At 41.3% G+C, this 20,061-nt stretch carries 20 protein-coding genes; 5 read left to right on the plus strand and 15 right to left on the minus strand.

Annotated features, from left to right (window positions below; all coding sequences use genetic code 11):
- Nucleotides 1–92: 92 nt before the first annotated feature.
- Nucleotides 93–1,157 carry an LPS export ABC transporter permease LptG gene (gene lptG, locus ABWV45_RS04750; RefSeq protein WP_353349205.1) on the minus strand — a complete coding sequence of 355 codons (1,065 nt, stop codon included), beginning with the start codon at nucleotides 1,155–1,157 and terminating at the stop codon, nucleotides 93–95.
- Complete coding sequence (gene lptF / locus ABWV45_RS04755) at nucleotides 1,150–2,265, minus strand: LPS export ABC transporter permease LptF (RefSeq protein WP_353349207.1); 1,116 nt, start codon at nucleotides 2,263–2,265, stop codon at nucleotides 1,150–1,152. The genes lptG and lptF overlap by 8 nt, the downstream gene beginning before the upstream one ends.
- Before the next feature lie 154 nt (nucleotides 2,266–2,419).
- Between lptF and ABWV45_RS04760 the strand changes: the two genes are divergently transcribed.
- Entirely contained in the window at nucleotides 2,420–3,886 is a 1,467-nt protein-coding gene (locus ABWV45_RS04760) for a leucyl aminopeptidase (protein WP_353349209.1), read from the plus strand.
- Between the two features lie 380 nt (nucleotides 3,887–4,266).
- Here ABWV45_RS04760 and ABWV45_RS04765 read toward each other — a convergent pair whose 3' ends face one another.
- Complete coding sequence (locus ABWV45_RS04765; protein WP_353349211.1) at nucleotides 4,267–5,394, minus strand: hypothetical protein; 1,128 nt, start codon at nucleotides 5,392–5,394, stop codon at nucleotides 4,267–4,269.
- A gap of 109 nt (nucleotides 5,395–5,503) precedes the next feature.
- Entirely contained in the window at nucleotides 5,504–6,181 is a 678-nt protein-coding gene (locus ABWV45_RS04770; protein WP_353349212.1) for a 1-acyl-sn-glycerol-3-phosphate acyltransferase, read from the minus strand.
- Nucleotides 6,182–6,332: 151 nt separating this feature from the next.
- On the opposite strand from ABWV45_RS04770, the gene ABWV45_RS04775 reads away from it, so the two are divergent.
- Nucleotides 6,333–6,758: a DNA polymerase III subunit chi gene (locus tag ABWV45_RS04775; protein WP_353349214.1), complete on the plus strand. Its 426-nt coding sequence runs from the start codon at nucleotides 6,333–6,335 to the stop codon at nucleotides 6,756–6,758.
- Here the strand turns inward: ABWV45_RS04775 and ABWV45_RS04780 are convergent, their stop codons facing one another.
- The 3 genes from ABWV45_RS04780 to ABWV45_RS04790 form a co-directional block, all read right to left on the minus strand.
- Entirely contained in the window at nucleotides 6,759–7,601 is an 843-nt protein-coding gene (locus ABWV45_RS04780; RefSeq protein ID WP_353349216.1) for a hypothetical protein, read from the minus strand.
- A 118-nt stretch (nucleotides 7,602–7,719) separates the two neighbouring features.
- On the minus strand, nucleotides 7,720–8,526 hold the full coding sequence (locus ABWV45_RS04785) for a hypothetical protein (RefSeq protein ID WP_353349218.1): 807 nt from the start codon (nucleotides 8,524–8,526) through the stop codon (nucleotides 7,720–7,722).
- A gap of 170 nt (nucleotides 8,527–8,696) precedes the next feature.
- Complete coding sequence (locus tag ABWV45_RS04790) at nucleotides 8,697–9,506, minus strand: hypothetical protein (protein WP_353349220.1); 810 nt, start codon at nucleotides 9,504–9,506, stop codon at nucleotides 8,697–8,699.
- A 171-nt stretch (nucleotides 9,507–9,677) separates the two neighbouring features.
- Here ABWV45_RS04790 and ABWV45_RS04795 point away from each other — a divergent pair, with 171 nt between their 5' ends.
- The 3 genes from ABWV45_RS04795 to ABWV45_RS04805 all read left to right on the plus strand — a co-directional run bounded on the left by ABWV45_RS04795 (nucleotide 9,678) and on the right by ABWV45_RS04805 (nucleotide 13,841).
- Nucleotides 9,678–12,554: a valine--tRNA ligase gene (locus tag ABWV45_RS04795; RefSeq protein ID WP_353349412.1), complete on the plus strand. Its 2,877-nt coding sequence runs from the start codon at nucleotides 9,678–9,680 to the stop codon at nucleotides 12,552–12,554.
- A 189-nt stretch (nucleotides 12,555–12,743) separates the two neighbouring features.
- On the plus strand, nucleotides 12,744–13,328 hold the full coding sequence (locus tag ABWV45_RS04800) for a hypothetical protein (protein ID WP_353349222.1): 585 nt from the start codon (nucleotides 12,744–12,746) through the stop codon (nucleotides 13,326–13,328).
- 42 nt (nucleotides 13,329–13,370) lie between these two features.
- Entirely contained in the window at nucleotides 13,371–13,841 is a 471-nt protein-coding gene (locus tag ABWV45_RS04805) for a hypothetical protein (protein WP_353349224.1), read from the plus strand.
- Nucleotide 13,842: 1 nt separating this feature from the next.
- Here the strand turns inward: ABWV45_RS04805 and ABWV45_RS04810 are convergent, their stop codons facing one another.
- The 8 genes from ABWV45_RS04810 to sfsA all read right to left on the minus strand — a co-directional run bounded on the left by ABWV45_RS04810 (nucleotide 13,843) and on the right by sfsA (nucleotide 20,060).
- Nucleotides 13,843–14,355: a hypothetical protein gene (locus ABWV45_RS04810; protein WP_353349226.1), complete on the minus strand. Its 513-nt coding sequence runs from the start codon at nucleotides 14,353–14,355 to the stop codon at nucleotides 13,843–13,845.
- 20 nt (nucleotides 14,356–14,375) lie between these two features.
- Entirely contained in the window at nucleotides 14,376–15,764 is a 1,389-nt protein-coding gene (gene dbpA, locus ABWV45_RS04815) for an ATP-dependent RNA helicase DbpA (protein WP_353349228.1), read from the minus strand.
- 80 nt (nucleotides 15,765–15,844) lie between these two features.
- Complete coding sequence (locus tag ABWV45_RS04820) at nucleotides 15,845–16,294, minus strand: hypothetical protein (protein ID WP_353349230.1); 450 nt, start codon at nucleotides 16,292–16,294, stop codon at nucleotides 15,845–15,847.
- Nucleotides 16,295–16,558: 264 nt separating this feature from the next.
- Nucleotides 16,559–16,705: a hypothetical protein gene (locus tag ABWV45_RS04825; protein WP_353349231.1), complete on the minus strand. Its 147-nt coding sequence runs from the start codon at nucleotides 16,703–16,705 to the stop codon at nucleotides 16,559–16,561.
- A gap of 250 nt (nucleotides 16,706–16,955) precedes the next feature.
- Nucleotides 16,956–18,170 carry an ABC transporter substrate-binding protein gene (locus ABWV45_RS04830; RefSeq protein WP_353349233.1) on the minus strand — a complete coding sequence of 405 codons (1,215 nt, stop codon included), beginning with the start codon at nucleotides 18,168–18,170 and terminating at the stop codon, nucleotides 16,956–16,958.
- Between the two features lie 472 nt (nucleotides 18,171–18,642).
- Nucleotides 18,643–18,933, minus strand: coding sequence for a hypothetical protein (locus tag ABWV45_RS04835; protein ID WP_353349235.1), 291 nt, complete (start codon nucleotides 18,931–18,933; stop codon nucleotides 18,643–18,645).
- A gap of 136 nt (nucleotides 18,934–19,069) precedes the next feature.
- Nucleotides 19,070–19,303 carry a hypothetical protein gene (locus ABWV45_RS04840; protein ID WP_353349237.1) on the minus strand — a complete coding sequence of 78 codons (234 nt, stop codon included), beginning with the start codon at nucleotides 19,301–19,303 and terminating at the stop codon, nucleotides 19,070–19,072.
- A 13-nt stretch (nucleotides 19,304–19,316) separates the two neighbouring features.
- Nucleotides 19,317–20,060 (minus strand): DNA/RNA nuclease SfsA, encoded by a 744-nt coding sequence (sfsA, locus tag ABWV45_RS04845; RefSeq protein WP_353349239.1) that lies wholly within the window; start codon nucleotides 20,058–20,060, stop codon nucleotides 19,317–19,319.
- Between the last annotated feature and the right edge of the window lies 1 nt (nucleotide 20,061).

Below are 20,061 nucleotides of genomic sequence, written 5' to 3' on the forward strand. Positions count from 1 at the left end.
CAATAGAGAACGACAAAGCTAACACCTACCTGAATAATCAGCTTAATACATTGGCGGCGCAGTATACTAACAACCACACCTTATTCAAAAGATTAGCTGGCCCGACGCAACATCCAGCCGCCCCAAATCAGACATAAGATAATAGGTATAAGATTAGCCAATAGTGGACCAATACCAAACAACAACCCCATAGGTCCAAACAGGTCTACAGCTATTTTGTACACCAAACCCACCATGATACCGCTAAATAATCGCTGCCCCATGGTCACTGACCTCAACGGGCCAAAAATAAAACTAATACCCACTAAGACTAAAGCAAATATACTCACGGGTTGTAACACCTTCTTCCAAAAGGCGAGCATAAACTCCCCATCACCTAGCCCTTGAGCTTCGAGGTATTGGCTATAACGAAACAATGTAGAAATGGCCATATCACCGGGTTTTTGTGCCACAAATTTCAACCGATCCGGCGTTAGCTCTGTTTGAAACGTGTCCGTTTGACGCTTGATACTAATGGTATTGATTTCATCCCATTTGGTAATGGAGACATTTTCCATTGACCATTCACCTCGCTGATAAATGGCTCGCTTGGCATGAGTCATCACCGTTAATTGCTTTTCATCGTCAAATTCATAAACCGTTAAACCATGCAACACACCATTAGGCTCAATGGCAGCAAAACGCATGTAATTATCTCCCTCACGATGCCAGTGCCCTTTACCTTCGTTATTTTCGGCAACTGAACGACCAAGAGCAATGGTTCGAAAGCTGGTGGACATGCGCTCTAAATCCGGAACAATGTATTCACCCATCAACAAACCTAGCACCATCATGATGGAAGCAGCTTTCACCGTGGAATATGTAATTCGCTGAGTACTCACACCAGCAGCACGAATGGCGGTAAGTTCACTATGGGTGGCCAACCCCCCAAGTCCTGCCAAGCAGCCAATGAGCGTTATCATAGGGATCATTTCATAAAGACGTGTGGGACTGGAAGCCACCACGTAATACACCGCATCCCAAAACGTAAATGTGCTGCGGATATTATCCAACTGATTAAGTAACGCGATCACCATATCAAGCATGGTAAGTACCAATAACACGGCTAAGATAGCATTGAGTACCGAACTTCTGATGTGAGCATCAATCTTACGCATTAGCAGCCCCTTTCTGAGCCTTCTTATCTTTTGATGCTGCCCTTATCCGGCCTAATTTGAGCATTAAGCTAGGCCAATACATGAGAAATAGTCCCAATATAATAAAGCTTCCATGGAGCCACCATAAACCCAACCATTGAGCCGTTGCCCCTTGTTCCATCCATTTTCTAGCCGTAATTAGCATGGTGTAATACACCATATAAATCACAATAGCTGGCAGCATTTTTCCATAACGGCCTTGCCTTGGCTTAACATGGCTTAGCGGGAAGGCAATTAATACAATAATTGGAATGAGTAAAAAAAGGCCAATACGGTAATGCAGCCGAGCATTATCAGCACGGCGCTTACTATGCCAAAGGTCAATGGTATTAATGGCTTCTCTGCGCGCCTTCTTGGCGACACTGCTTTCTTCCGCAATTTTCACTGAGTAAGTATCAAATCCCATGGTCTCCATCTGATACTTACCTGGCTCACCTGAAACACGGCGACCATTAGTTAATTCTAAATAGCGAGAACCACTTTTTTCGCTGACATATTGTCGGCCCGATTCCGCCAAAATAACGGTATTGCCATCCGCAATGAACACATTCTGCATTTGTTTACGATCAGCTGACAGGGTTTGAGCATAAGATACGCGCTCACCTTTACTGCCTATTGCATTAAAGCGCCCCGGCGTAATAAACGAGAACTCGCTTTCTTGTTGTTGTATTTGATAGTAAGAGTCTAACTTGTCCGCAGCAGTTGGCGCCAACCACAAACTTAAAAAGCCAATCAAAAGCATCATGACACCTACAGGGGCCATGGTAATTTTAAATACCTGTTTAGGGCCAAAACCTGTGGCATAAAGCACTGTCATTTCATTTTCGCTGTGCATTCGTCCATAAACCAGCAAAATGGAAATATAAAACCCTAAAGGCAATATAAGCTGTAAAAAGCCAGGGCTGTTGTACAAAATGGTATAGAACACGGCTTCAGGAGGAATAATACCAGCCACGGCTTTGTTTAAGTGCACCACTAAGCGAGCACTTACTACAATCAACATCAAGATACCCGTAATAACAAAGGTCGATGTCAGTAACTCTCGCAGGAAATAACGCGTTAATATCAAGAAATAATCCTTTTATGAATTAAGCCGAAGCATTAAATAAGCTAAGCACACTCTGGAAATATCGGCTTTTTCAAGTAGACTCAGCATTATCCCTGAAAATTCTATTCAGCACTACAACCGGACATAAAAACCTCAAGCCGGATACGGAGACAGTATGCAACTTACCGTGACACAAACCCCTATTAATGAATACCAAGGGGACGCTCTAATTCTTTTTGTACCAAGTGAAGGCGAACTACCTGCCGCCACCGCTACCATCAACAACGAACTGGATGATTTCATCAATCAGTTACAGCAAAATGACGACATCAAAGGCAAAGTAGCGCAGACGTTAGTCATACCACAAGCGAAAGGCCCACGATTAATTCTGATTGGTTTAGGCCAACAGCCTGTGAAAGGCAAAGACTTCATCAAGGCATTAAATGCTGCAGCCAGTGCACTCAAAACCAGCGCAGCCAACACCGCGGCAATCGATATTCGCGATATTGAGCTTGATGGTTTTGATACTGAATGGGCATACAAACAAATTGGACAAGCATTCCAAGGGGCGTTGTACCATTTTGATGAGTGCAAAAGTAAAAAAGATGAAAACCCAAACACCATTGAAAGTCTAACCGTCATCGCAGACAACACCGCCGAATTAGATCTAAAATTCGGTCAAGCCCTTGCAAAAGGCATGGCTTACACCAAAAAACTCGGAGATATGCCCCCCAACGTTGCAACCCCATCCTACCTTGCTGACGAAGCCGATAAACTTGCCACTATGAGCGACAACCTCGCCACTAAAATTTTAGATGAAGATAAAATGGAAGAGCTAGGAATGGGCTCTTTCCTATCCGTATCTAAAGGCTCCATTGAACCGGGCAAAATCATCTGCATGGAATATCTAGCTGGAAAAGCTGGCGACGCCCCTCACGTATTAGTGGGCAAGGGCATAACATTTGATACTGGCGGCATCAGCTTAAAACCCGGTGCAGGCATGGATGAAATGAAATACGACATGTGTGGTGCAGCTTCTGTGCTGGGCACCATGCTTGCCATTATTGAATTAGAGCTACCCATTAACTTTGTGGGCGTAATTGCTGCCGCTGAAAATATGCCTTCTGGTCATGCCAGCAAGCCCGGTGATATTGTCACTGCCATGAATGGCACCACCATAGAGATTTTAAACACAGATGCCGAAGGCCGTTTAGTTCTGTGTGATGCACTCACCTATGCCATTGAAACCTACGAGCCTGCCAGCATTGTGGATATTGCCACATTAACAGGTGCGTGTATGGCTGCTCTGGGTCGCGTTAATTCGGGCTTATTTACTGAGGTTGATGACTTAGCACAAGAACTGATCGAAGCCAGTAATACCAGCAGAGACACTGTTTGGCGTCTACCATTACAAGAAGAATATCAAGAGCTGCTTGATAGTAATTTCGCCGACATCGCCAATATTGGTGGCCCTTTGGCAGGTGCAACTACAGCAGCATGTTTCTTAAGTCGCTTTACTGAAGGGCAAAAATGGGCCCACTTAGATATTGCAGGGACCGCATGGCACTCAGGTGGTAAAGCAAAAGGGGCATCTGGTCGACCAGTACCGTTATTGGTTAATTACTTAGCTAATAAGATTTAACGGAAGACGAAAGACGAAAGACGCAGCTAATGTTTACGCTGCGCTTTTGTCGCACCCTAGAGGTGCTTTTCGTCTCTGTGATTTCAAAGGGCTAAAAAATAATCGCCAGCCTTTAGCATTATTTCTTCATTCAAACTTCAAAGGCGGTCGCCCAAATTATTAGTTGGTTCCAGCTTAGACTCGGGTATGGGTTTAACTTCAGGCTTCTGCGGTGGAACTTTAATGATCACACCACCCCTACCTTTTGCTTTACCTCCGCCATGTGGAGAATAATACACGCTACAACCTTGCAATAAGATGCATGTAATTAAGACTATCTTCACACAGCAGAGCCCCTTCACTTTTATTTACCTGTAAAATAACGATTAGTTTATATATTTCTATATAAGCTCACGTATTTTCTTAGAGAAAATTTCTGATATTTCTCTATATCCATCACCATTTAAATGAATAAAGTCCGCCCAGTATTTTGGGTCCTGAACTTCTTGACGTAAATCAATACAGTGAAATTTCTGCAATGGTTTACCGGTTTTTTCCTTATATAAATTAGGAAGATTTTGCATCTGTTCAAAAAAAGCATCTAACATGGCTTTTATAAACTCAGCTCTTTCTTGATTTACCCCCACTGGGCTTTTAGAGCCATCATCATTCATCGGATTAGCAGGCCAGCCCAGCTCATCGAAAGTTTCATGCAGATTCGCTTCGCTGGTTAAGGTGTATTCACCAGGGTCAGTAATATCAATACCAATGGATTTAAGCGGCTTGATAATGATATCCAGTTTTAAAAAGCCTAATAACTCTTTGATTAAAAAGCCTACATCAGAAAAGTCAAATTGTGTTGAGGTACCTGAACTTAGTTGAATAGCATAGGAGTACACATGAGTCACCACATGGGCTTGTGGCGAAAATTCATCACGATACTCTAATGCAATAATGTATTGATCAATAATTTCACGGGCCGTCTGGGTTAACAAATCATGATCATAAGATGTTTTCCAATCTCCAGTGTACGCTTGCAATACACCGTGACGTACTCCATCTACTAAATCATTCCCTCCGGCACTAATGGCAATGCAATCTACATGTTTTCGTGCCGTTTTATTTTGTAGTGCCGTGTATAAAGTTTGAGATGGAAACTTTTTTTCCCATACACCGTTACGTTTATCTGGCTGTTTTGCTGCTAACTCTTTGGCGTGATCGCCGCTTCGCTCTAAGCGTAAAAAAATTCCATCTAATGTTTTATCTCGACTTAAAAAATCAATGACATTAGTTTTACTGTCCATACCAAACTTCTGTAATCCAATGGTGTAACGTAAAAAAACACCCAATACATCCGTTAAACTTTTTACTGGAAAATCAAACCAAGAATCCCCCTCACTAATAATGATGGGCTTACGCTTCACTTTAGGCCACCACTTAGGCAGGTTATTTACTTGCCAACGATTACGGGCAACCAATTTTTCAAATTCTTTTAAATTACGAGTGTAATCAATATCTGCGCTTGCCATGCTACATCCTTGTCATGCAAAAAACGGATATTTGAACATAATCAGACATGACCGATAGGTCAACAATAGGATTAGACTGAAGCCGTCTAATTGATCATAAATATTTCTATTACGAATACTCCTCCAATCGCTTTTGTATATCATGAATCACCGTTCGACGAAAATCGTTTGAGCATTCACTTGTTAAAGCGGACTTATAGGCTGCTATATCTAATAATTCAGCAGATGCTTGTATGGTCTTAAATAACTTAGGAAAAGCATCCCCAGGGGCATGAACATGGTGCAGCCCTCCAGAGTATACAAACATCATTTTGCCTGAGTTTTTTACACTCAAGATGTCCGCTATGCCACCGCGTACCGTCATGGGCTGACCGTGTTTGTCGAGACCATTTCGCCTCTTCATTCGGCCTTCTGGCAAAATAGCCACTAAACTATCTTCACCAACTCGACTCAAAAAATACTGCCAAGTTTCATCTTTTTTACGAGAAATAGGGATCATCCCGGGTAATAACGTATGATATATACGGCCAACAATAGGCCGATCATTCAACGTAATATCCGCACCGGGAGCAATTAATTCACCACTTAAACGCCATAACACATGCATCGGTGCCAGCCCAATAAACAACAATTCAAATAGGCTAGTATGATTCAAGAAAACAATGAGTCGCACATGATGGAATTGATCAAACTGATCACGGCTAAGCCAAGTTAGTCGGTAACGATAAAGCGCCACACACATCAACTTAGCCAAACACAATAGAATAAATCGAATGACTCGGAGCATAAGGTACATCAACTACTTAAGGTTATTTTTATTATAGTTTGAATGTTTGTTATACAAGGGCTCTCTTGTCTTGTCCATGTGCGGCTTGCCCTTGCAGTGGCTAATTAAAGTCACAAGACGTATACTGAGCGAATAATATTTGAGCACGCATATGACGGTTATCGACTTCTACATTCTTGGCCATACGGATGAATTAGCCCGCTTTAACTTTGCCTGCCGGCTAAGCGAAAAAGCTTATGGTGAAGGCCATCAAGTGTACGTGCATGTAGAAAATGAAGATCAAGCCAAGCGCTTAGATGCACTCATGTGGCAATACAAACCCGAATCGTTTTTGCCTCATAATTTAGTAAACCAAGAGCAATCAGCTCCAATTCAAATCGGCTGGCAAAATCACCCATCACATCATTATGATGTCATGATTAACTTAAACTCCCCGCAGCCTAATTTTTTTAGCCGCTTTGCAAGGGTTCTTGAAATTGTGGTGCAAGATGAAAAAGTGCTCGAGCAAACTCGAAAACACTTTAAATTTTATAAAGACAGAGGTTATGAGGTCACCCATAGAGACCTTCGCGGTTAGTTATTCTTGAGGCAGCTCAACCACTACTGAACCCGCAATCGAGTGATCACGCCCTTCAGCTGTAAACGATAAACGCTCATTTAAATCAGTCACCTGTATATCTAAGTCTATATTCAACGAAGCAATAAAATCTGAATAAAATTGATAATAACTATTAGCGTCAAACTTTGCGAAATCCGAGGTCTCTTGCCAACTCTCCAACTCTAAATAATAGGATTTTACTGAATTAAAATGCCCTTTTACTTGATCCCCTATAGTTAAATAGCCATTAGATTGCTGAAAGCAATAACTAGGAATAGATAAAGATATAGAATCTGTTTGTACCAATGTAGTAGCAAAGGGTTCAACTGCATCACTTATTTTTAACATCTCATAATCAATGACAGTACGGTATGATGAAGCGGCATAATGATTTTGATACGATGCAGGCACTTCACTGGTGTCATTAAATGTGCCAGTAATACTTGAAAAATTACTAACCTCACCGATAAAACTATTACCCGAAAAAACCAATTCATTGCCATTAAAACTCAGCGTTTTATAGTCATATTCCCCAGTATAATCACAATGTTTTTTGTAATACGTATTGCCTTGCTGAGTAATCACAAAATACTCTTTAATGGCAAACGGCTGCACATATTCAACATCGTTAGCAGAGGTATAAGAATGAGTGCCACGACCAACCGCCACCCATGTACCCGCCAAATTACTAGAAGTAATAGCTCTGCTTTGATATTGAGTTAAATCATATGGAGTTATCACAGGCCCTTGTGGTTCATCAGAACCGCCACAAGCTGATAATGTAAAAATGAAAGATAGAATTAAACAACGTTGAATTAGCATACTTCATCCATGAATACTTGAATCATCGTAGCTTAACAAACACAGAGGTTATGACATCTTTTTTGTTAAATAGGTACAACCAGTTAACATAAAAAAGCCCGCTATTGCGGGCTCTGAATTATTGTACTGGTAAGTTGACGTTTATTGCACCTGATATATTGCCATAACGATCAGAGCCATTAAAAGAGATGACTTGTGAGCTCTCTGAATGAGTCAAAATATCGAACTCCACAGAGTCACCATAATCCGTATCGTAATCATAATACCCTTGTAAGTCGGTATAAATAGCTGTGTAACCATCATCACCTGTATAGCGCTCTAGATCCACATAATGTGTTTGTACAGTTTCAAAACTAACGGATTCAGCACTAGCATTTACATACCCATTAGATTGAGATACACAACCAAGACCACCGGAGTCACTTTCAGTATCATTAGAAATGTTTAATGTGGCTAATGGGTTTGTACTATCGCTAATTTTTACTGCATCAAGGTCAAGAGTAACGTTAATTGTAACGCCTGAGTCATAAATACTCTCAGAATTCGTACCACTAAACTCTGAGTTATTATTTAAAGTGGCATTAAGGCCACTAAAAGAAATGGTATCCCCATTAACACTAACTCGAGCAGCATATGTCTCATCACATGTCAGTTTGTATAATGAGCCGCTATCTTCAACAATAATGAAAGTTTCTTTAAGGGCTTCTTTACCATTTGCACTCTTCTGTGATGATGATGCTTCAATGTCAATAGTCCCCGTCATCACCCAAGTACCTACTATGCTTTGTGTACTCACAGAACGTCCTTGGAAGCTATCAAGGCTATATTCACTAACTGAAGGGCCATTACTACCACTACTACCGGAGCCGCAACCCACCAACACAGCACTACATAAGGTTGTAGCCAACAATGCTTTAACCGTCATATCCCTATTTTCCTTTCCTAGTTTATTTTTAAAAGGACCATTATCGTGATGATTTTTGTCTAGTCAAATATTATTAAAAATAGTGTGCAGGCTGGCCAAGCAAGCAATAAATGTAATAACCAAAAAAGCCCGCTATTGCGGGCTCCAAATATAGGTAATCTAAATTACATTTATGGCAATTCCACTGAAATTGTACCACTGACTGAATCAACAGAGTCCAACCCATTAAATTCAACTAATTCAGAATCACTTGAAATAACAGTATGACTAAAACTTACACTATCACCATAATCAGTATCAAACAAAAGGTAAATACCATTATAAAATTCGATCGCCGTATAAGGCTCATCACCTGAATATTTCTCGGCATAAAAACCATTTACTGCGATCTCTGTAAAGGTTTCAGAATAACCGCCACCGGAAAAGTCACCGCGAGTTTGTTGGAAGCAATTTAGGCTATCTGAATCATTGCCGTCGCTTGATGTATAACTCATTTGCACAAAATCATTGGTGGCATTACTGATTTTAACCATGCTCGCATCAAATTGAAGGTCAATTGTTCCACCATTATAAGGATATGAATCCGAGGTGCTAAATGTAGCAGAAGAGTTCTCAGAGATTGAACCGGTTAATATCGATTCATCATAACCACTATAAAGTGAGATTGTACTCCCAGAAACTGTAATCGGCTGGCTAGATCTTCCATGGCAAGCACTACGTTCATAGCCAGAAGTTTCATCCCCTGTAATTACAAAATAATCTTTCAAATAAACATCACCTTGTCCACTATCTCCTTGATAAGTTGCAGATATGTCAATATCCGTCACCATTACCCAAGTACCTGTTAAGTCTTGAGTGCTGACCTGTCTATCAGTGTAATCATCCAAACTATATGGGGCTGGGCCGCCACTATCACCACTACCACAACCAATCAAAGCCCAACTTAATGTAGCTATCGATGCAAATTTAATGCTTTTCATTTTGTCTCCTTCATTTAGCTGCACTAGTATGGGCTTTTTGAATGGAATTTCATAGGCTTGGGGCTCAAACACAAATCACAAACAATTCCCTATTACTACTATCCCCCCCTAAAAACCGCTATAATCAGCGCCATTTTTCAGCTTTACAATCGGTGAATAACAGCCATGGCCATGGATAAAACCTACCAGCCCCACGCAATCGAGCAATCTTGGTATAACACTTGGGAAAAAAAGGGCTATTTTGCTCCCCAAGGTGGTGATGACAGCTACTGCATCATGATTCCGCCACCAAACGTCACCGGCTCTTTGCACATGGGTCATGGCTTTAATAATGCAGTTATGGACTGCATGATTCGCTACAACCGCATGCAAGGCAAAAACACCCTATGGCAGCCGGGCACCGACCACGCCGGCATCGCCACGCAAATGGTGGTAGAGCGTCAATTGGCCGCTCAAGGCATTGATCGAAAAGAGCTGGGCCGTGAAAAATTCTTAGAAAAAGTCTGGGACTGGAAAGCCGAATCCGGTGGAAACATCACCAACCAAATTCGCCGTTTAGGCTCATCGGTGGATTGGAGTCGTGAGCGCTTCACCATGGACGATGGCCTAAGCAAAGCCGTCGAAGAAGTATTCGTGCGCCTCTACAAAGAAGATCTCATCTACCGCGGAAAGCGCCTCGTTAACTGGGACCCTAAACTGCACACGGCCATTTCTGATCTTGAAGTGGAAAACAAAGATAAAAAAGGCCACATGTGGCACTTCCGCTACCCATTGGCCGATGGTGTCACTACTCAAGACGACCACAACTACATCGTGGTGGCCACTACCCGTCCTGAAACCATGCTCGGCGATACCGGCGTGGCGGTGAACCCAGAAGACCCACGCTATAAAGATTTAATTGGTAAGTTCATTGAGCTTCCACTGGTTGGCCGCCGCATTCCTATTGTCGGTGACGAACACGCTGATATGACAAAAGGCACGGGTTGCGTAAAAATCACCCCTGCTCACGACTTTAACGACTACGAAGTAGGTAAACGCAATAAACTGCCTATGATCAACATTCTCACCTTTAATGGTGAGATTCGTGCCGAAGCCGAAGTATTCAACACAAACGGCGAACCAAGCGAAGACTACAGCACCGAATTACCCCAAGAATTCGCTGGCCTAGATCGTTTTGAAGCACGTAAAGCCATCGTGGCGAAATTTGACGAGCTTGGCTTACTGGATGAAGTGAAAGATCACGATTTAACCGTACCTTACGGCGACCGAGGTGGCGTGGTCATCGAGCCAATGCTCACCGACCAATGGTATGTGCGCATTGAAGAACTGGCCAAGCCCGCCATTGAAGCGGTTGAAAACGGCAGCATCGAATTTGTACCAAAAAGCTACGAGAACATGTACTTTGCTTGGATGCGTGACATTCAAGACTGGTGTATCTCGCGCCAACTTTGGTGGGGCCATCGCATCCCTGCTTGGTATGACGACAACGGCAATGTATACGTGGGTCGCAGCGAAGCGGATGTACGTCAAGATAACAACTTAAGCGATGATGTGAATCTACGCCAAGACAACGACGTACTAGACACGTGGTTCAGCTCGGCTTTATGGACATTCTCTACCCTTGGCTGGCCAGAAGACACAGAAGAATTAAAAACCTTCCACCCAACCGATGTATTGGTTACCGGTTTTGACATCATCTTCTTCTGGGTTGCCCGAATGATCATGATGACCCTGAAGTTCACCGGCGAAGTACCGTTTAAAAAGGTTTACGTCCATGGCCTTGTACGTGACCAAGAAGGCCAGAAAATGTCCAAGTCCAAAGGTAACGTATTGGACCCACTGGACATCATTGACGGTATCGAACTTGAAGATCTTGTATCAAAACGCACCAGCGGCATGATGCAGCCTCAAATGGCAGCGAAAATTGAAAAGCAAACCCGCAAACACTTCCCTGACGGCATTGCCGCCCACGGTACCGATGCATTGCGCTTTACTTTCTTATCATTGGCCTCCACAGGTCGTGACGTGAAGTTTGATATGAGCCGCTTAGAAGGCTACCGTAACTTCTGTAACAAACTATGGAATGCCACGCGCTTTGTTATGGAGTCCATTGGTCATACCGATGAATCCCCATTAAGCAAAGACGCCATTGCGGATTTAAACAATGGCGACGTAGATTTCTCTCTGGCGGATCGTTGGATTATTTCACGCTTACAACAAGCGGAAAAAGAAATCATCCATGCACTTGATGATTTCCGTTTTGATCACGCCGCACAATCCCTTTACGACTTTGTATGGAACGAATACTGCGCATGGTACTTAGAGCTTTCTAAACCTGTATTGTGGAGCGACGAATCTACAGACGCGCAAAAACGCGCCGCCCGTCGTACCTTGGTAAACGTGTTAGAAACCATTTTACGTTTAGCTCATCCAATGATGCCTTACATCACCGAAGAAATTTGGCAAACTCTAGCGCCGATTGCCGACACCACTAAGCTGTCGAAAAATGGCGAAACCATCATGCTCGCCCAGTACCCTCAGTACGATGAAAGCAAAGTAGATGCACAAGCCGAAACCGACATCGAATGGCTAAAAGGTGTAATCACGGGTATTCGTAATATTCGCGCCGATTTAGGCATAGGTCCGGGTAAACCCGTTAAATGTTTATTCAAAAACGGCAGTGATGATGATCAACGCCGCTTAGATGCTAACACCAATTTCTTAAAGGCCATGGCCAAGCTAGAGGACATCACTTGGTTAAACGGCGGCGAAAAAGCCCCGCTTTCTTCAACGGCTCTTGTGGGCAAAATGGAAGTATTGATTCCAATGGCCGGTAACATTGATGCCGCCGCTGAAATCAATCGCTTAAGTAAAGCATTAGAGAAAAACCAAAAGGAACTTGGTCGTGTGGCTGGTAAATTAAATAACCCTAAATTTACCGACAAGGCACCGGCTGACGTCATCGAAAAAGAGAAAGCCAAACTGGCCGAATTTGAAGACGCGGCAGCTAAGCTTTCTGAACAATTGGAAGCGATTAAAGCGCTTTAATGGGAGACGCAGCTAAAGTATTCGCTGCGTTTCGTCAAAGCTTGCCTTCGTCATTCCGGACGTAGGCGCGAGCCATTTTCTAATTTAACAAGCAACAGTAGGATGGGTTAGATTGAGCGAAGCGAAATCGTAACCCATCACTTGAAAATCAGCGACCACAAAAAGATATTTAGCATTCAAGGAAGATTCATGCTTGCGCGACTTTTAATTTTTACCTTTCTTTTTTCTTTTCAATTAGTTTGTGCCAATCCAGCCCCTACTCAGCATTCCTATACAGAAAAAGAAATGGAAAACAAAGTATGGTTCGGCTCTGCCAGCTACCTTATTGGCCACCACAGTTATAAACCTGAAGACGAAGTGCTTTCTAGCTATACCTCTGGCATTAATCTAACAGCCGGAATTCATCTTCTTCCTATTGCTAGTATCGAAAGTGCTTTTACATTTTGGCTTGATAGTGATGAAGAAGAGGATAATTTGGAAGATAGCATCACTCATAGTATATTCCATGACTTCCACTTTGAGGGTGCCAGTGTCGGTGTTAATGGAATTATTCATTTACCAATAAAAAATAGTCCCTTTGTAAAATTTGGTCGCCATTGCTGGTCATTAGAAGCAAATGAAGTACTCAATATCTGGGATGGTAGTGGTTGCTCAAATTTATCCGGGGCAGGTATTACATTAGGTAAAAAGATGAGCGGACTGAGACTAGAGCTCAACTATATTCGATATAAAGAAGTAAAAACTATGTTCTTTAGTATAGGGCTAGGCATATAAAGAGGATATTAATAATATATATTTCATCACCAAGGATTGGCCATGTTTAAATTTAGTCTGCTGATTTTATTATTCTTAACCTATCACCATTGCTTTTCAGAACTGTATCGCTGTGAGCAAGCCAATGGCAAGTTTCAATACACAGACAAACCCTGCCCGACCTCAGGCACAACTTACACACCTAAAACTAACATTACTCAATACAAAGACATTGACGATATCAATATTAAACGGCCAATTAATTCCAGCACATATACACAAGCCACTTGCCCGTATTTTAGCAGCACAGAATTAAGAAATTTAAGAGTCAAAGACGAATTTAAAAAAGGAATGACTTACGCCCACATTGAAAATCGCTTTGGCAAACCCGACTCACGATCAGCTAATAAGTGGAATTACAAAAATCAATTTGTTAATCGAACGTTCAATTTTAAACAGGGTTGTTTAACAAGCTGGCAAATAAAATGGGAAGGCAAAGAGAGCAAGATAAGTAAGTTTAGAGATGAGCGCTAATTTAAGTTAAACGCACAACCCCTGACTTCCCCATAAAATCAGCCACCAGCCAAATCTGATCAAACTGATACCCATCCGGTATTTGAATTTCACTCATAGCATTCAGTACTTGCTCCCGATCCCATGCGGGGTGAGCATTTCGTATCACCAACCAAACTCGGTTAGAGTCATATTTTTTACTGGCTTTGTTTTTTAAGATGGCATTCAAGGCATTTATTAATCGTTCACGGGTATTACTGAATGCTTCTTGAAGTTCAAGTTGATGTTTAACGTTGGCATTGATGCCTTGTTTTAGAATATCCATGGCCTCTTGAGATGAGCCATAAAGATGAGCAATTTCCAAATCTAATCGCTCACCATCTAGCATGCAGGAAACGTCTGGACGTTGTGGGCGATTATGCCAAATATGACGAATCCGGTGACCAGTGAGCTGCTCATACTGGCGCATAAACAACTTAGCGGCATCGTGCTCCAGCTTAACTTTAGCTTCTTCACTGGTCCGTTTTTCTTCCATGGAACCTCTTAGAAAATTAACTAACCCCTTAAGCGACGCACACGGAAAGAACGCCCTTTCAATTTGCCTTCGCTGATTTTTCTAAGGGCCACTTTAGCTGCGTCCCTTTCCACTGCCACAAACGACCAATTATCAAACATATCAATCTTGCCAATTTGTTTGAAGGCAACACCATTTTCAGACGTCAGTGCACCGACGATATCACCCGGACGTACTTTTTGTTTTTTGCCACCATCAATTTGCAGTGTCACCATATTGGCTTTGAACGGCGGTTTATCCAATAAACTAAATGGTGGCAGAATGTCGTTTTCAATTTTAATATCCAAATATTCTGCCAGCACCGCCATCTTGTAGCTTTCTTTATCGGTATGCAGGGTGAACGCTTGACCTTTGCTGCCAGCGCGGCCGGTACGGCCAATACGATGGACGTGAATCTCTGGGTCGCGGGCCGCTTGATAATTAATTACGCAATCAAGAGCATCTACATCTAACCCTCGGGCCGCTACATCTGTGGCCACTAAAACCGATGCGCTTTTATTGGCAAAACGCACTAGGGTTTGATCGCGATCCTTTTGCTCTAAATCCCCATGCAAAGCCACCGCTGCAAACCCAGCATTTGATAATTCATCACAAATTTCTTGAGTTTCTCGCTTTGTGGCACAAAACACCACGCTGCTTTCTGGTTTATGTTTGAGTAATAACAGCTTAACTGCCGTTAAACGCTGCTGGTTATCCTGCACCAAATAGAAGTGTTGTTTAATGTTAGTGTTTTCAACACCCCCTTCCACTTTTACCATAATCGGATCTTGCATCACCCGCTGAGCGATGTTTTGAATTTCATCTGGAAAAGTGGCGCTGAATAATAGGGTCTGGCGTTTTTGTGGCGTTTGCTCAATGATGTTATCCAAAGAATCTTGAAAGCCCATTTCTAGCATACGGTCAGCTTCATCCAATACAAAAGTGGTGAGCTTATCTAATTTAAGCGTGCCTTTACGCAAATGTTCTTCGATTCGCCCAGGCGTGCCCACGACGATGTGAGCCCCATGCTCTAACGAGCCAATTTGCGGGCCAAACGGCATGCCCCCACATAGTGTGAGTACTTTAATGTTGTGTATGGCACGGGCAAGCTTGCGAATTTCTTTTGCCACTTGGTCTGCCAGTTCACGGGTTGGGCACAATACTAAGCCCTGTACGTAAAATCGTTTTACATCCAAGGCATTTAATAAGCCCAAAGAAAACGCGGCGGTTTTACCTGAACCGGTTTTCCCCTGCGCTATAACATCTTGCCCATTGAGCACAGCCGGTAGGCTTTGATGCTGAATCGGCGTCATGTGCGAGTAACCTAAATCATTAAGATTCTGCAATAGACTGGGGTTTAGCGGTAAAGAAGAGAATTGAGGTTGGCTCACTGGGTACCTACAAAGGTGAATACGAATGAGCCAATTCTAGCAGAGTTAACGACGAAAATATCCGCTGATAAAAGATTGAATTACTGATATTCAAAGGTTTCTGTATTTGCAATGCTAGCGCAAATTTCAACAATACCGTCGATAATAGTAGAGGTTTCGCATAATCCAAATGACAAAGTGGTTGGTTTATGAGTAAAGGTACTGTGATTCCACGATGGCATTTCTTCTGTTATAGAGATAAAGCCTGAACTTTGGGTAGTAGTATGAACCTTCCAACCAACTTTCACCCCCCCACCCTGTGAATTCTTTGCCTCCACAAACCAAACAACAATATCTACCTCTTGATTAGCTTCTTTGTTCTCTATTTCCCAGCCAATATTCTGAAACTCAAATTCTACTGTTTCGCCTAACTCTGGTAGCTCAGAGTCAGGCGCAGGGGAAATAGAGTCCACCTGGATACTGCCGGATATATTTGTTTCACCACAAGCGGCTAGCAGCAGTACTATCCATGTGAATATTAAGGATTTCATATTAAGTCCTTTTAACGATTTTAGGTTATTCTATCATATAGCTTATTCACAATAAGCGGCTAGCAGCAGTACTATCCATGTGAATATTAAGGATTTCATATTAAGTCCTTTTAACGATTTTAGGTTATTCTATCATATAGCTTATTCACAATAAGCGTGCTTTTACTCGTTAGGATAATCCATTCCCTGCCCGAGTTATGACTCCCTAATAGCAGTTTATAGATAGGGGTATCACATGACACTAGCTGTTTTACCTGATCCGGTTTAACCTTGAGCAATAACATCCTTCCCTGCTAACACCGCAGACAAACGCAGCTGCTGAATCCAGGTCATATGGATATAACCCATATCTTCTGGGTTTTGCAGCAAACTAGGATTAAGGTCTATTTGAGAAAAAGTCGGTTGACTCACGTAACATCTATGTATAAAAGAATCTAAGGGAGTTTTAACAGAGGTAGTAAAGGGATTGACTAAGGATTCACGGCAAGTCTTCCACGAACTTTTATCTATACAAGTGATTCGTTTCTTGAACACCAAAACAATCTATTGAGCACCTAAATCTATATTTAAGGGCCATGTAAACTATTCCAACAACATAACCTCAAAGCCTTTTAGATCTATAAGAATATAGCAACCAATACAAGTAGTTTTTCAAGCCACATTATTCAGATATCAATGCGTAATCCCAATCAGCGCTGACCATTGGGGCTTTAGTTTGTATCAAGCCAATGGCATTAAATGCGTCTTGAACTTGATTATTTAACACATCAAGACGATAGGGAAACTCTGAATTTTCAAAGAAATCCATATTACCTTTTTTATCCACAAATTGAGCATCATAGTATAAATTTTCAATATCCATTTGAGCTGTTTTATCACCTAATAGAATTTCAGCGGATGCTTCTTGTAGTTGAATTTTTCGTGGATTTGTAAGGTCAGTCATTAGAGTTTGTAACTCTTGTGATGTATTCATTAATACTTGTACAAATGCTTGCACTTCAGATTTATGATTAGCAAAATAATCGGATCGAACGACATATACATCCGCAATGATGCGTCGAGCATACATGGTTGAAATAATCATCCTTGCTCCCTCAATAGAATCATTTTTTCCAGTACCTACTCGCCGTCCAGAGGTTAAACCATAAGCATCTGAAATAATCATAAACGAGGCATCTATATCATTAAGTTTTAATGCTTCGGCTGGAGAGTTCGGTGATAACGTTAAATCTTCCATCCATTTTAAATTAACATCACTCATTTTTAATCCTGCCTGAGTAAGCAGTGTTGTCATAAAGTCTACATGAGGACCGTAAGCCTGTATCGCTATTGTTTTTCCTTTAAGCTGATCAACTCGCATAATATTATTTTTGGCAACTAACGTATCACCTCCTCTGGACCACGTTAGTTGATAAATCACAATTGGATAGGTTCGGGGGTCTTGCGTAATTAAATCCAGCGCCTGATTGCACATTCCAATTGTGCAACGTAAATAAGGGGAATCACCTGACAAATACTCTTGCAACTGTTTATCAAAGTTATCTTGCAGGACAAGCTCATAATCTAACCCAGCTCTTGCCATGGCACTATCAGGCTGAGTTCGGGTATTCATACCATTTGCTAAAATAGTCACCATATCGCCACCCCATGTAATCATAGGAACTCGCATAGGCGTTGTTTTTTTCACAGGTCCTACCGTTGTATTAATTCGCTTGGCAAGCGGTTGAGGTTCAATAAAATTAGGGGAAGCACCAACACTAAGAGTGAAAAATGATATGGATAATAGGATTAATTTAAAAAAATAGCGCATCAGAGGACCTTTATTTCTTTTGAAATATTTAAGTTCTGAAACCCCAGAAGCAATTTTAGTGCCCAAATCAACCGCTTTGCTCTTATTTTGTGCGTAGCATGATTAACTCTCGAGATATCTGCCAAAATACTTAGAAGTGCTCATTTTTATACTAATTATTCAGCACCACCATAATGCTTAAAAATAATTTTACGCACTCAAATAAATCACAATTATCTTTTATGCACTCAATAAGTATTAATAACATTAGAGATATAGCCATCAAAAAAATAATTCATATGACCACATTCAAAAATTAAATTAATTTAAAAAAGTAAATTGAAAATAATAAAAAAGCATTAGATGGAAATTGTAATTCAACGATACAGCCGAATTTAAAATTAAACAATTAATGGAGAGTATAAAAAGAGCCGTTATAGGAAAATATTGAAAACACTAAAAATTATTCGTTGACGATCCATGCTACCAACCAAGGTATACCAACCCACACCTTAATAAATGAAGATGATTTAAACTTATTTTGTTCTAATTTTTAAAATTAGGACAAATCATCGCAAACATTCGTTGAAACGATAAATCGCTCAAAGCTTTTTTTACCCGATTGCATACGTGCATGCACGCAACTCCAATACGTGCCACGCTGACTAGACTGCTCTGATTCACATGAGGTTTTTAATGCACCTAATTCGTCTTTTAATATCGGTTCATTTTCAATTAGGCTTGCGAATAATCCATTACAATCAAGGGTCTTCGAGGAATCATTACTTAAAGCGATAGCCGATAAAGACATTGCTGGTAACAATAAAACGTAAAAAGGAAGTTTGATCATGGTCTTGCTCCTTTCTTTTTATTATTTTTATAAGCTAGGAAGCTCAGACTAAGTTGTAGACCAGATTATGGACAGTGTCCAATTAAAAAAGCCGCTATTAAGCGGCATTTTTAATGCTTTAAGCTATAAAACACGGTTACAAATCATCAACCATGTTTTTCACTTTTTCTTTAACTTGTTGTTTTTTATCATCTAAATATTCTTTTCCTTGATCAATTAAACCTTGATCATCTGCACTATCATGCGCCTCTTCAATAATACCCGGATCAGATAAAGGGTTATCATATAATGCATTGCCTTTGCCGATATTAATGCCAAACCACATTCCCACAACAAACCCTGCTAGGGTGAAAATCAACAATAGTTTCATAATACATCCTTAGTTACAGCACTACAGGTAGGGCTTGATGTAGGTATATTTCATTGTTATCAATATGACTGGCGTAGGCTAAAATTTCAACCCCAGCCCCTTTAGCTTGTCGTAACAATTGACCATATACGGTATCAATATGATCCGCTGGTTTCACTTGTTTGATACCCGTATGATTGACACAAAAGAAAATCACTCCGCGATGCCCAAGCTCCACCATACGAATAAGTTCTCGTAAATGTTTACTTGCCCTTTCACTGACACTATCAGGGAAATACCCTACGCCTTCATCTGTATTGCCAATTTCATCTGGCTGACCATTGGAGGTTTTTTCTAATAAAGTGGTGTTTTTCACTTCCACATAAATATTTTTTTCACCACCGCTTAATAAAATATCAATACGGCTATTTTCATCTCCGTATTTCACTTCAGTTTTTAAAACTTGATAATCTTGTAGCTCTTTAACTGTGCCGTTTTCAATGGCTTCTGCTACGAGGTAATTAGGTCGTGATGTGTTAATACAGGCAACATGTCCTGATGATGTTTCAGTTAACTCTAAAGAGTGTGGGTATTTTCGTTTTTCGTTTTGGCTATCCCAAAACCAAGCTTCACCACCTTCTACAAAACAATTTTTCATTGAACCGGTATTGGCACTGTGAACCGTAAGCTCTTCACCATTAGGTAACGCAAGGTCAACCATAAAGCGCTTGTAGCGTTTAATCCATTTACCTTTTTGTAGGGGAAATTCAAATTTCATA

The organism is Oceaniserpentilla sp. 4NH20-0058 (assembly GCF_040371755.1).
GTDB lineage: Bacteria > Pseudomonadota > Gammaproteobacteria > Pseudomonadales > Oceanobacteraceae > Bermanella.